General features: G+C 37.0%; 17 protein-coding genes. 16 read left to right on the top strand and 1 reads right to left on the bottom strand.

The window, feature by feature from the left end; genetic code table 11:
- Positions 1 to 44: 44 nt before the first annotated feature.
- The 11 genes from tilS (at position 45) to LW137_RS02290 (ending at position 7036) form a co-directional block, all read left to right on the top strand.
- Positions 45 to 1043: a tRNA lysidine(34) synthetase TilS gene (gene tilS, locus LW137_RS02240; RefSeq protein ID WP_233032809.1), complete on the top strand. Its 999-nt coding sequence runs from the start codon at positions 45 to 47 to the stop codon at positions 1041 to 1043.
- Between the two features lie 87 nt (positions 1044 to 1130).
- On the top strand, positions 1131 to 2591 hold the full coding sequence (ccoN, locus tag LW137_RS02245; protein WP_233032810.1) for a cytochrome-c oxidase, cbb3-type subunit I: 1461 nt from the start codon (positions 1131 to 1133) through the stop codon (positions 2589 to 2591).
- 9 nt (positions 2592 to 2600) lie between these two features.
- Positions 2601 to 3293 carry a cytochrome-c oxidase, cbb3-type subunit II gene (ccoO, locus tag LW137_RS02250; protein ID WP_233032812.1) on the top strand — a complete coding sequence of 231 codons (693 nt, stop codon included), beginning with the start codon at positions 2601 to 2603 and terminating at the stop codon, positions 3291 to 3293.
- 1 nt (position 3294) lies between these two features.
- Entirely contained in the window at positions 3295 to 3486 is a 192-nt protein-coding gene (locus LW137_RS02255) for a cytochrome c oxidase, cbb3-type, CcoQ subunit (RefSeq protein ID WP_233032813.1), read from the top strand.
- A 14-nt stretch (positions 3487 to 3500) separates the two neighbouring features.
- The gene (ccoP, locus tag LW137_RS02260; protein WP_233032814.1) at positions 3501 to 4367 is read left to right on the top strand and encodes a cytochrome-c oxidase, cbb3-type subunit III; all 867 of its coding nucleotides are present in this window, start codon (positions 3501 to 3503) and stop codon (positions 4365 to 4367) included.
- A 19-nt stretch (positions 4368 to 4386) separates the two neighbouring features.
- Entirely contained in the window at positions 4387 to 4587 is a 201-nt protein-coding gene (locus tag LW137_RS02265) for a DUF4006 family protein (RefSeq protein ID WP_233033146.1), read from the top strand.
- Between the two features lie 103 nt (positions 4588 to 4690).
- Complete coding sequence (locus LW137_RS02270) at positions 4691 to 5281, top strand: TPM domain-containing protein (RefSeq protein ID WP_233032815.1); 591 nt, start codon at positions 4691 to 4693, stop codon at positions 5279 to 5281.
- Positions 5278 to 5814 (top strand): hypothetical protein, encoded by a 537-nt coding sequence (locus tag LW137_RS02275; protein WP_233032816.1) that lies wholly within the window; start codon positions 5278 to 5280, stop codon positions 5812 to 5814. Before LW137_RS02270 ends, LW137_RS02275 begins: the two co-directional genes overlap by 4 nt.
- Positions 5804 to 6055: a hypothetical protein gene (locus LW137_RS02280; RefSeq protein ID WP_233032817.1), complete on the top strand. Its 252-nt coding sequence runs from the start codon at positions 5804 to 5806 to the stop codon at positions 6053 to 6055. The genes LW137_RS02275 and LW137_RS02280 overlap by 11 nt, the downstream gene beginning before the upstream one ends.
- Positions 6052 to 6660 carry a hypothetical protein gene (locus LW137_RS02285; RefSeq protein WP_233032818.1) on the top strand — a complete coding sequence of 203 codons (609 nt, stop codon included), beginning with the start codon at positions 6052 to 6054 and terminating at the stop codon, positions 6658 to 6660. The genes LW137_RS02280 and LW137_RS02285 overlap by 4 nt, the downstream gene beginning before the upstream one ends.
- Positions 6650 to 7036: a hypothetical protein gene (locus LW137_RS02290; RefSeq protein ID WP_233032819.1), complete on the top strand. Its 387-nt coding sequence runs from the start codon at positions 6650 to 6652 to the stop codon at positions 7034 to 7036. Before LW137_RS02285 ends, LW137_RS02290 begins: the two co-directional genes overlap by 11 nt.
- Here LW137_RS02290 and LW137_RS02295 read toward each other — a convergent pair.
- Positions 7004 to 7750, bottom strand: coding sequence for a sulfite exporter TauE/SafE family protein (locus LW137_RS02295; RefSeq protein ID WP_233032820.1), 747 nt, complete (start codon positions 7748 to 7750; stop codon positions 7004 to 7006). The genes LW137_RS02290 and LW137_RS02295 overlap by 33 nt on opposite strands.
- Before the next feature lie 83 nt (positions 7751 to 7833).
- On the opposite strand from LW137_RS02295, the gene LW137_RS07225 reads away from it, so the two are divergent.
- The 5 genes from LW137_RS07225 to LW137_RS02320 are packed head-to-tail and all read left to right on the top strand — an operon-like array spanning position 7834 to position 12866.
- Positions 7834 to 8559 carry a J domain-containing protein gene (locus LW137_RS07225; protein WP_233032821.1) on the top strand — a complete coding sequence of 242 codons (726 nt, stop codon included), beginning with the start codon at positions 7834 to 7836 and terminating at the stop codon, positions 8557 to 8559.
- A 10-nt stretch (positions 8560 to 8569) separates the two neighbouring features.
- Positions 8570 to 9211: a hypothetical protein gene (locus LW137_RS02305; RefSeq protein WP_233032822.1), complete on the top strand. Its 642-nt coding sequence runs from the start codon at positions 8570 to 8572 to the stop codon at positions 9209 to 9211.
- A 51-nt stretch (positions 9212 to 9262) separates the two neighbouring features.
- On the top strand, positions 9263 to 10036 hold the full coding sequence (locus LW137_RS02310; RefSeq protein ID WP_233032824.1) for an NAD(+)/NADH kinase: 774 nt from the start codon (positions 9263 to 9265) through the stop codon (positions 10034 to 10036).
- Between the two features lie 2 nt (positions 10037 to 10038).
- Positions 10039 to 11553 carry a DNA repair protein RecN gene (locus LW137_RS02315; RefSeq protein ID WP_233032825.1) on the top strand — a complete coding sequence of 505 codons (1515 nt, stop codon included), beginning with the start codon at positions 10039 to 10041 and terminating at the stop codon, positions 11551 to 11553.
- On the top strand, positions 11550 to 12866 hold the full coding sequence (locus LW137_RS02320; protein WP_233032826.1) for an NFACT family protein: 1317 nt from the start codon (positions 11550 to 11552) through the stop codon (positions 12864 to 12866). The genes LW137_RS02315 and LW137_RS02320 overlap by 4 nt, the downstream gene beginning before the upstream one ends.
- Positions 12867 to 12872 lie beyond the last annotated feature (6 nt).

Raw genomic sequence — 12872 nt, forward strand, 5'->3', positions numbered from 1 at the left:
ATTGCATTATAGATAAAATTACAAAAACTTCGATAGGGATAGATGTGCTTCATAAGATTTTAGAACTTCCAAGGAATCAAAAATTTCTATTAGGCTTTTCTGGAGGGGTTGATAGTTGTGCACTCTTTTTTTTGCTGAGGGATGAGGGGATAAATTTTGATATAGCAATTGTGGATTATGGGGTGAGAGAGCAGAGCAAAGAGGAGGTGCTGTATGCTCAGCAATTGGCTCAAAAATATGGGAAGCAGATTTTTGTTTTGAATGCTCCAAAGTTGGATCATAACTTCGAATCTCAAGCGCGCAAAGTGCGTTTTGATTTTTTTAAAAAAGTAGTGCTAGAGCATAAATATCGTGGTTTGATTCTGGCTCATCAGTTAAATGATCGGATTGAATGGTTGCTGATGCAATTGCAAAAGGGTGCAGGACTAAATGTGCTTCTGGGCTTCTCATTTTGTGAAGAGATTTCGGGGATTGATGTTTTTCGCCCTCTTTTGGATGTCAGCAAAGAAGAACTTCATCGCTTTTGTTTGCAACAAAAAATCAAATTTTTTGAGGATGAGAGCAACCAAGATGATACTTTTTTACGTAATAGATTCCGCAAATTGTCAGCATTTCTTATGCAGAACGCTCATGGAATTAGGTCAAGCTTTGAATATTTGCGAGAAGAAAAAAATAGACTCTATCCTGATGTTGAGGTGAAGAATCTAGGAGATATTCGATCTTTTACGCGCACAGGAGAGGCACAGGATTTGCATAGAGTAGATTTGGAATGCAAAAAAATGGGATATGTGCTTTCATCGAGACAGAAGCAGGAAATCATCAAGTGTCAATTTTCTTGCGAAGTGCATCGGTTGGTTATTGAATGCAATGATGAGAAGATTTTCGTTGCCCCTAAGGTTCAGTGTGTGATGGATGAGGGATTTCGCGATATGGCACGCAAAAATAAGATTCCAAAACGATTGAGAAAAAACTTCTATCTTCTTTGGAAGGGTGGAATTGATGAGCAAGAGATGAGAGCTTTCTTTGAAGGGACAAAAACATAAAGAAGTAAATGATTACCAAACTTTTTTGCATCAAAGGTGTATAATCATTTTTTAAATATTGGGGGTGATCTAAAGGAGGAAATAATGATGCAAAAAAGCATTGAATATGATTATTCTATTGCCAAGTTGTTTGTATTTACAACTCTCTTGTTTGGAGCTATAGCGTTGCTAGTGGGCGTTGTGATTGCTTTTCAGATGGCATTCCCAAGTCTTAACTATTTGGCAAGCGAATATGGAACTTTTGGTCGATTGAGACCTTTGCATACAAATGGTGTCATTTATGGCTTTACTTTAAGCGGTATTTGGGCAGGATGGTATTATTTTGGACAAAGGGTGTTGAAAATTTCTTATGCTGAGCATCCCTTTTTGAAATTTGTCGGGTATGCACATTTTGCAACCTATATAGTTGTGATGATTCTAGCTGTCATTACTCTTCTTGGAGGATTGACACAGTCAAAGGAATATGCTGAGTTAATTTGGCCTATTGACTTTTTGGTTGTGATCACTTGGGTTCTTTGGGGGATCAGTCTTTTTGGTAGTATGGGTGTAAGAAGAGAAAAAACAATTTATGCCTCTCTTTGGTATTTTATTGCAACATTTATTGGAATAGCGACACTTTATATTTTCAACAATCTTTCTGTACCTACTTATTTGATTTCTGGAGTGGGAAGTGTTTGGCATTCTATTTCGCTTTATTCTGGAACAAATGATGCGATGATTCAGTGGTGGTGGGGGCACAATGCCGTGGCTTTTGTTTTTACGACAGGAATTATTGGGCTTATTTATTATTTTCTTCCTAAAGAATCTGGTCAGCCTATATTCTCTTATAAACTAACGCTCTTTTCATTTTGGGCATTGATGTTTGTTTATATTTGGGCTGGCGGTCACCATTTGATTTATTCAACAACACCTGATTGGGTGCAAACTCTTGGATCTGTATTTTCTGTGATTTTGATTTTGCCTTCTTGGGGTACAGGGATCAATATGCTTTTGACAATGAGGGGTCAATGGCATCAATTAAGAGAATCTCCAATTATCAAATTTATGGTATTGGCATCTACGTTTTATTTATTTACAACCCTTGAGGGGCCTATTCAATCTATCAAATCTGTCAATGCTCTTGCACACTTTACAGATTGGATTATTGGGCATGTTCATGATGCCGCACTTGGATGGGTTGGATTTATGATTATTGCTGGGACTTACCATATGGTTCCAAGAATTTTCAAGCGAGAAATTTATTCTAAGAAAATTATTGATGCGCAGTTTTGGGTGATGACAATCGGTATTATTCTTTATTTCTCAAGTATGTGGATTTCTGGAATCACTCAAGGAATGATGTGGAGAGATACAGATGAATATGGTGTTTTGAGCTATCAGTTTATCGATACTGTTTTGGCTCTTATTCCCTACTATATCATCAGAGGAATTGGTGGTTTGATGTATTTGATCGGCTTTGTTATGTTTATTTACAATATTTTGATGACGATGACTGCTGGAAGGCTTTTGGAAGAAGAGCCTAAATATGCTACACCAATGGCATCTTAAGGAGGAATTATGTTTGGTTGGTTAGAAAGAAATCCTTTCTTTTTCTCATTAGCTTTTGTGTTTGTGTTTTCAATCGCGGGTCTTGTGGAAATTCTTCCTGGTTTTGCAAAAACAGCAAGACCGCTAGAGGGTTTGAGGCCCTATAGTGTGCTTGAAACAGCTGGAAGACAGGTATATATTGAAGAGGGGTGTTACAACTGTCATTCTCAATTGGTGCGACCATTTAAGGCAGAAACGGATCGATATGGTCCTTATAGTTTGAGTGGAGAATATGCATATGATCGTCCATTCTTGTGGGGTTCTAAAAGAACTGGGCCTGATTTGCACCGTGTAGGGGACAATAGAAGTACAGATTGGCATGATTATCATATGTGGGATCCAACAAGTGTTGTGCCTGGATCTATTATGCCTGCCTATAAGCATTTATATAAAAATAATGCAGACTTTGAAACAGCCTATGCAGAAGCCTATACACAAAAAGTGGTTTTTGCTGTTCCTTATGATATAGAGGGTGGTGTGAAGCTAGGTGATATCCAAATGGCCAAAGAATTGTTTTATCAAGAGGCAGAAAAAATTGTTGCGGATATGAAAAATGAGCAGGTAAAAGAGGCTTTCCAAAAGGGTGAGATTAAAAAAATTGTTGCTTTGATTGCGTATTTAAATAGTTTGGGGCAATCAAGAATGGCGCCAAAAGGGGAATAAAATGGAAATAGAAACTTTGACGCTGATTCAAAAGAATGCCTACTTGATTATCACGATTATTTTATGCCTTTGTCTTTATGGCTATATTTTGTCTATGTATAGAAGCGAGGCAAGAGGGGAAAGAGATTATGAAAAATATTCGCGTTTGGCATTGGATGATTCGATGAATGATGAAGTGATTGAGAAAAGATAAGAGGGAGAAGTGAAATGCAATGGTTTAATTTGAGCGATCCGATTAATCTGATTTCGGCGATTGGCGCGGTTGTGATTTTGGGTTTGACTGCATTTGTAAGCAATTTTTATATTAATAAAATGAAAACATCAAATCCAAAAGGGGAGCTTTCTGGAGAAGAGTGGGACGGAATTGGTAAGTTCAAAAACAATGTTCCTTTTGGTTGGGGAATTTGCTTTATGTTTGTGATGATATGGGGATTTTGGTACATCTTTGTTGGGTATCCACTTAATTCGTTTTCACAAATTGGTCAATACAATCAAGAAGTAGCGGCTTATAATGAGAAGTATCAGAAGAAATGGGAAAACCTATCTCAAAATGATCTTGTAGCAATGGGAGAGAGCATGTTTTTGGTGCAATGCTCTCAGTGTCATGGTGTAACTGCAGATGGAATGCAAGGTAAAGCACAAAATTTGACACACTGGGGTAAAGAAGAGGGGATTTTGCATACAATTAAATATGGATCAAAGGGCTTAGGGTTTCCTCTTGGTGAAATGCCTCCTGTGGAACTAAGCGAGGCGGATGCAAAAGCTGTTGCTGCATATGTTATGGGTGAAATCTCTGAGGTTAAAAATACAAAATATCCCGCAGATGTTGCAAAAGGAAAAGAGGTGTTCAATACTGCTGGATGTACAGCTTGCCATGGTGAAGATGGAAAGGGGATGGATGGAAGCGCTCCGGATTTGAGTACTTATGGGACAAGCAAATTTCTATCTTATGTTTTAGAGAATGGAAAGCATGGGGAAATTGGTCGTATGCCTTCTTTTAAGTTTGCTCAATTTAATGAAGTTCAAATCAAGGCCTTATCAGCCTATATTGAATCTTTAGAAGATCTCAATTAAGGAGAGTGTTGTGGATAAAATGTTTGGATTAAATGGAATCTTGGGACTTTTGTTGTTGGTTTTGGTGTTGTTAGGTGTAGTTTTTGGACTTGGATCTCAAGCTTTGAAAACACAAAGAAGTCAAGCAACTCAATTTTACACTTTGGATTTTCAGGCGATTCAACCCAAGAATCCTGATAATAAGCAATTCTATCAATTGCAAAAAAAGGAGCAAAAATGAAAGCAACACCTTTGGAAAAAATTTTATTTGGTCTAGTTTTGGCTTTGATTGTGATGGCAATTTCATTGCCCTTTATTCCTGATTTTCTTTTGACATTGAATTGATGAAACAAATTGTGTGGCTAGTCTTTATGGCTAGCTTTCATACTCTTCTTTTTGCAAAAAGTCATTTTGTTCTTTATAACCCCAATGGTCTTATTGTCGATAAAAGTCAAGATTTTGTCCAGAAGCTTTCTTCTGAACTAAAGCAAAAAACAGGATTCTCTCTCTATGTTGTTGCTGTTGATGCCATTGGGGAGACTTCAAAAGAAGAAAGAAGTTTGTGGAAAAAATCTTTTTTAGATTCACTAGCTTCTCCTTATGGAGTGATTTTCTTTTTCAAAGAGAGTCGCAAGATTGATATTGTTATGAATCCGGATTTGGGGATTGATCGTGGAGAAATTATTTCTCGCTTTATGGTTCCGATCCTAACACAAGACAAAGAAATGAATTCTTCAAAAATTTCTGCAGCTATTCTAAATGGTTATGCCCAGCTTGCCGATGAAATTGCGTCGCATTTTGGTGTTGTGCTCGAGGAAAATTTGATTGTGGATCGGAGTGGAGTACAGGACTATGTGCATTATTTGGTTTATGTCATGTTGGGTATTATGTTTGGACTTCTTGGATTGATTTATGTGACAAGGAATAAAAGATGAAAAATACAAAAGCCCCTTTATTGCTTTTTGGTTTTTTGGGAATTTTGGTTTGCTGTATTGTGATTAGTATTGTGATTGCTTTAAAAAATCCTGCCATAGATGATGATTCTTATTTTTCTTCCAAAAAACAAGTTGATTATGAGATCAATGCAATACTCAAAGAGCAGAGATGGTTTTTGAAAAATTGTCAGATTTATTTGGATTTTGAGAATGAGAAAAATGCCAGATTGGAGCTTTTGCCTCCTTATTTTCAGACTAAGACTCGCGATGCTGTGAAAATAGAAAAAGCAAAAGAATATAATCTTAGGTTAATTACCCAAGGTCAGCTCCCCGATCAATTTCAGGCACATCTTTATCTAGAAAGGATTAATTATCAACAGCCAAGAATAGATTTGGGAGATTTCTCGCAATCTGATTCTAAAAAATTGATGATTGAGCACAAAGGAAGATACAAAACCCTTCTTGTTGTCACATATGAACGCAATAAAGAGATGAAAAAGATTTTCTTTGAGGGAGAGATTTTTGCCCTCTAATGGATTTGTTTTGTTGGAGGCTGTTGTTTGTTTGGTATTTGTAGGATTTGCGCTTAGTTTATTTGGAAGCTATGTTTCATATCCTAAGCTTCCTTTAGCCAATCAAGAATTGATCTATCCTACAAAAATTCTTTCTCAAAACTCTCTTCTTTTGGAAAGTTCTGGACTTGTCTTTGAAGTCACGCATCAAATGCTTCAAGAAAAGGGAGAGATATTTTTTTCTTTTAAAATAAAACAATGAGAAGAGCTTTTGGGATTTTAGAATCTCTGTTTGCTCTTATGGTTTTCTCGCTTTTGATTTTGGTGTGTTCTAAATTAATGTTGCAAATTCAAAAAGATTTGCATGTTTATGATGAGATGCAAAGAAGCAGATCAAGCCTTGCCAATGCTATAGCGTATCTGCAAAAGGCCTTGCAATATGCCATCATAGAATCTAGCTCCAAAGATCAAATAACATACTACGAAGTCAATCGCTTGGTTTTCTTCTCCTCATCTTTTTCTCCAGCTTATGATTTTTGCGATTCTGAGAGAATTCCAAGGTGGGGCGATATAAAATATTTTGGTCTTTTTTCTTCAGATTCTGTAAAGATTGCTAGGGTGATAAGAGAAGAAAAGCAGTGGCTGATCTTGGATCAGAAAGTGGGATGCAGGATTGCAGTTCCACTTGGAGAGAAGAGGAGAGTTGTTTTGAGGGGAGATGGGCTATATGTAGATCAGGAGATTTTATTAGAAGGGGTTAAAAAGTTTGAATTCTCTAGGCAGGGAGATAAGTATAAAATCCAAATTTGTCAAGTTTTTTGCATGAGTAAAGAATTCTTACAAAATGAAATAGTTTATGAATTCTAGAGCTTTTTATTCTTTTTATGTTTTTGTTTTGTTGGTTTTTATTGCCCTTGCTGTGGGTAAGTATTTTTCAAGAGTTGGAAGAGATCAGCATCAGGGGATTTCTTGTCATATAGAGATGCAGATGGAAATGTTTGCAAATGATTTGTCTCAATTGACCAAAGCATGCCTTAGACAATATGACCTTAAACAGTGCCAAGAGCTTTCTTTTGAGCTCAATGGCTATCAAATGCAGTCATTTGTCCATCATTGCAAAAATGATGTTTGCATCTTAGATGTGGTGATTGAGTATATTTCTCCGCTCTCTTCGCTTCCTCTGCGCTACACTAATCGGACAATTTGGAATCTAAAAAATCTTAAACAAAGTGGAGCTGATTGAAAAAATATAGATTCCAAAAAGAATTTTTTTATGAAGGTTGGGCTGGATTTTTTGCATAAGACAAACTCCAAAATAAACTCCTATCATAGAAAAGAATCCGACGATGATTCCATTTTGAAGATGCAGAAAGCCTGCCAGATAAAGGCTTGTTGCTCCAGATAAGGAAGAAAAACAAATAAAAAATAGTGCCAAAGGAACAACTTCTTTGGAGTTTAGTCCCAAATAGGTTCCCAGTAATGGAGCCAAAAGAAGTCCCCCTCCGACCCCCAAACTTGAAGAGAAGATTCCTACAATGCACCCAAAGAGGGCCAAAAGAGGATATGTGCGAAGAGCACAAAAAGGTTTGCTTGCATAGTGTTGTTTGGGGAAGAAAAAATACTTGATAAAAGAGGCGAGCGTAAAGCCCAAAAAGGATATGTGCAAGATAAAATCTGATGCTATAGAGAGAATAATTCCGCTCAGGCTTGAGCCTATGAGGCCTCCTATTCCAAGGGCAATCCCAAGATCAACAGAGATTAGTTGTTTTCGGTAATTAAGATAAGAGCCAAAAAAACTTGCAAAAATCATCTGAAAGATAGAGATGCCAATAGCGCTTGTGATGTCAAATTTGGCAAGCAGGAGAGTTGGAACGATGATTGTGCCTCCACCGATTCCAAAAAGTGCTGATGCGATCCCTGAGAGAATACCTAGCAGTGCCAAAGAAAGATTTTCCATGTAATCCTTTCTATTTTGGAGATTCTAAAAAAGAAAATAATCTAAAATAACGAAAGATTTTAAGCAAAAGAAGAGAGTTTTTGGTGTATTTTGGAATCAATTCGGGTTTTTTGCAAATTGCGATTAAGAAAGATTGTGTTGAGCTAGAGAGGATTTTGTCCAATGCGCAAAGAAATTTTAAAACACATTATGTTTCCAATGAAGTTTTGATTTTAGATAGCCAAAAAGTGTTGAAAAAACGCTACTTTTTGAATTGGTTATTCCATTTGCAAGAAATGCCAATCAATCAAATAATATTAAGCCATGCTTATTTACCAATCCAAATCAAAATCATCCCCCCTCAATCTTTTTTGTATCGCATTGATGTGCGGGCGCGAGTTGTTGATGCCAGACTGATTGAACTGACGCCAACCCAAACAGATCAAAGGGCAAAGAGTTGGATTAGGGATTTGTTTAGTGGGTATTTTTTTGATTCTCAAAGACTTCTTCTTGATGCTTCAAGGGAGGGATTTTGGGAGTTTTTGATGAAGATCATATATGCAAAAACAATAAATGACGTTGTGTTGCATATTGATTTTGAGAATCCAGCTTGTGCCAATGAAGATGCCCAGCTTGGATGGGCTTATCAAATGTTAGATGCCTATAGGGGAGAGAGTTTTTCTCAAATTAGAAAAAAATACATCAGCTTGGTTAAAAAATATCATCCAGATAACGTCTTTGGTGCCGATAATGAAATAGTTCAAAATTATCAAGAGCGTTTTGTTCAGATTCAAAAAGCATTTGATAGGATTTGCACGAGCTTAAATTGAAGGAGAAGTGATGGAAGCAGAAAATATATCAGGACAAATTCCTAAAAAAAGAGGGGGAGTTTTTACATTTTTGCTAGGTTTTATGAGTGTATTGATCCTCTTTGGAACGCTTGCTGGGGTTGCTTATTATTTTTTTATTTTTAAGCAAGAATTAAAGCATCAAGAGGTAGATTCTAGTGTTTTGGAGAGCACGGAGGTTAAGAAGCTTGTCGAGCAGATTAAGGTTAAAAATAGTCAGATCAAGGTCTTGCAAGATGAGAATACTTTGCTAAGGGGAGAGGTATCAAATATAACTCAACGCTTGAAATATGTAATCAAGCCAAAAGCCCAGTTTGTAAGTGAATGCTATGATGCAAAGATTGGTGCTTGGAAACTCCCGCAAAAATGCTTCAATGAACTCAATCGCAATCTAGCTCAACTTCTTCAAAGTGATAAGCGTATTTTGGTTTTGGAAGTTATAGGGGTTGTTGATGAAAAAAAATATGCAGGAAGAAGTCCAGAGCTTAAGCAAGAGGGGCTTGCTTCATTCCGCGCTAAAAATGTGATTGAGCGATTACGCAAGGATTTTCCGCAAGTTGTGACACTTGAAGGTTTGAGCTTGCAGCAACCACAAAAGCGTGGGTTTGCAGTGCGTGCTTACTATGTTGAATAGGGCAAAGACTTGAAGAGTCTTGGGGTTTTTTTACGAAATGATGTTTATAAAATGGGGGAGATACTGCAATCTCTAGAAGAGATATGTCAGGCACACAAAGTTTCTTTATATTATGAAGAGGGGAATTCTTATGGGAAAGAGGGGATTGGTTTGCAAGAGATTCAAAAGCGGTGCCAGATTCTTTTATCTCTTGGGGGGGATGGAACTTTGATTTCGACTTTTCACAAAATCCCATCATTGCCAATTTTAGGAATCAATGCGGGTCATTTGGGGTTTTTGACTAGCGTGTCTTTGGAGAGTATGTCTGCATTTTTGCCTTGTTTGTTTGAGGGAAAGTATCAAATTTATACACACTCTATTCTTTCTGTTTATTTGGATGGGAGGAAAATCGCATGTGCGCTTAATGAGGTGTTGATTTCTAAAAAAATTTTTCCATCATTGATTGAAATCAGTGCAAAAATTCAAGGCAAGCAACTCAATCATTATCGTTGCGATGGCTTAATTGTCGCAACACCTACAGGATCAACAGCTTATAATATTTCTGCAGGAGGAAGCGTTGTCTATCCGTATTGTAAAAATATTTTGCTCACACCTTTGGCTCCTCACTCTTTAACACAACGTCCAATGATTGTGGGATCTGAGATGGTTTTGGAATTTGATGTTGGGCAAGATTCTCAAATCATTATTGATGGGCAAAAAGTTTTTCATTTTCCCAAAGGATCGCGTCTTGAAATTTGTGATGAGGGGGAGGTCGCTCAATTGGTCTATCCAAATGATTGGGATTATTTTGCCTTGCTACGTGAAAAATTTAATTGGGGAGATTAGGAATGCATATTCAGCAAATTCTCATTAAAGATTCGCCGAGTTTTGAGAATCTAGATCTGTGTTTTCATCAAGGGTTGAATGTGATTAGCGGATCAAGCGGGGCGGGAAAATCTGTATTTTTTGCCTCTCTTTTGGCTCTTTTTGGACACAAAGAAAGCAATGCAAGTGTGATTGAGGGGTTTTTGGAGGGAGATATAGAGCTTTTTGAATATTTAAGTGAAGAAGAGTTAAATATCCAGATTCTCAAAAAAGAAAAAACGCGCTATTTTATCAACCATCAAAGCACATCAAAAAAGCGTTTAAGTGAAATCTTTTCCCCTTATGCAAAATTTCTTAGCCATAAAAATTCCAATGAATTAGAGAGTGCATTTTTGCTCACATTGCTTGATGATATGATTGCAGATCCTCATCATCACCAGAATCTAAAGCTTTATCAAGAGCAGTTTTTGTACTCCCAGGCTCTTCAAGCTCAGCTCCAACGCTTAAGAGAAGATGCGCAGAGGCTTGTAGAGCTCAAGGAATTTGCACGATTTGAAATTGAGAGAATCTCAAGCATCAATCCGCGTGCTGGAGAGTATGAGGAGCTTTTAGAATATAAAAAAATGCTTTCAAAAAGAGAAAAATTGCAAAGCCTTGGAGCAGAGGCATTGGTAGCCTTAGAGCAAGCAAGGAAGATTAGTGTTTTTTTGGAGGCCTTGGAAGAGAGAGTTGAGGGATTTGATGAGATGATTTTGGAGCTTGATGCCAAAGTTGAGAGTGAAATGCAAAAACTTGCAGAGCTTGAGGAGCAAAACCCCGAAGAGGTTTTAGATCGATTATCAAAATTGTCTTCTTTGATTTCTCGTTATGGAGGAATTGATGAGGCTTTGGAATATTTGGAAGAGCAGAAAAATAAACTAGCAAGCTATGAAACCATTGAGGATAATCAAAAAGAGCTTGAATCTCAACTTAATCAGATTCAAAAAACTCTTCAAGAACTTGCTTGTAGTCTTTCTGAAAAAAGAAGCCAACATTTGAGGCTTTTTGAAGAAGAGATTAAGCAATATGCATCTTTGCTCTTGCTTTCTTGCGTCAATTTTTCTCTTCAAGAGAGCGCAATGCATCAGCTTGGGAGAGATTATCTTGAGGTTAGATTGGGATCTTCTTTGGTCCATACTCTTAGTTCTGGGGAATACAATCGTTTAAGGCTTGCTATTTTGGCTTTACAAAATAAAAAAAATATGGGGATTTTGTTGCTAGATGAAATTGATGCAAATTTGAGTGGGGAGGAGAGTGAAGGAGTGGCCAAAGTACTCAAAAAGCTTTCTTTGTCCTATCAAGTGTTTGCTATCTCTCACCAACCTCATCTGCCCTCTGTTGCCAATGCGCATTTTGTAGTCCAAAAAACTAATGAAGGAAGCAAAATGCAAGAGCTTGATCGCGAAGGTAGAATCAGGGAAATCGCGCGTATGATTAGTGGAGCGCATTTAACTCAAGAAGCGCTAGAGTTTGCTCGCAAGAAGGTAGAGGCGCAGTGAAATTAGAGCTTTTGGAGGCCATTGCTCAAAGATTTGGGCAATATGAAATGATTTTTAGCCTGCGTCGCATTGATGATAATTTGTTGCGATTGACTTTGGATTTTGATGAGTTTTATTTGGATATGAGCAAGTCTAAAAGTTCTATTTTTCAAACAAAAGAAAGAATTTTAGGAAATCCCTATCATTCTCCATTTGATTTAGCACTCACTCGATATTGCTCAAGGGCCAAGCTGATGGGCTGTCGCGTTGATGGAAAAAATCGCATTTTAATTGTTGAGTTTTTGCATTGTGCTGGATATAAGCAAAACCCATATGCTTTGCATTTTGAATTTACTGGGCGACACACAAATGTTATTTTGATTGATCAGAATCAGAGAGTTTTAGAAGCACTGCGACATATAGGTGAGAGCAAAAGTTCAAGGGTGATTAAACCCAATAAGCCATTTTCACCTCTTCCTCAACCCATTCAAGATTATCCCAATCATAAGCCTATTACCAATGAAGAATTGGATTTGTTGCTGATGGAGGCATATGCAGAAAGAATGCAATCAAGGATTGCGCAAAAAAAACAACTTCTCATCTCTCAAAGAAAGAAAAAAATAGATGATCTTGTTTTGTTGATAAAGCAATTGCCCGATCCTTATGATCTGCAAGATCAGGCACGAACTTATGCTTTGTGGGGGGAGTTGATTTTTTCCTCTCCTCTTCCTAAGCATTTTTCACATTCTTTTGTGTTGCAAGATTATGAGCATAGGGAGATTAAGATCGAATTGCCCTCTAGAATTAAATCATTTGCTCAAGGCGGAAATTTTTGTTTTGCACAAAGCAAAAAGCTTAAGCAAAAGCTTAAAAATCTTTCAATCCAAAAAGAATTTCTAGATTCTAAGATTGCGTTTTTAAAAAGAGAAATTGCCTATATTCAGAGTATTGAGCAAGAATGTGATTTGCAAGTCTTTCTTCAAAAAAAGCATAGGCATAGAGAAAAAGATAAAAAAGACTATGAAAGTTTTTTCATTGATGGGATTAAGGTCTCTATTGGGAAAAACGCCAAAGAGAATCAAAAGCTTCTTGAAGATGCAAAGGCTAATGATCTTTGGTTGCATATTCAAAATATCCCCTCTTCGCATATGATTATCCATTGTGGAAAGACGTATATAAGAGAAGAAATACTTATGCAAAGTGCAAAAATCCTCTTGGGGATGAATGGGATTTTGGATAAAAATATTTCAGTCGATTATACACAAAGGCGATTTGTCAAAATTATAGAAGGGGCAAATGTTTTGTATTCTAAGCAAAAAACCTTGAGGTTTTAGGAGGGA

The organism is Helicobacter kayseriensis, assembly GCF_021300655.1.
Taxonomy (GTDB): Bacteria; Campylobacterota; Campylobacteria; order Campylobacterales; family Helicobacteraceae; genus Helicobacter_G; species Helicobacter_G kayseriensis.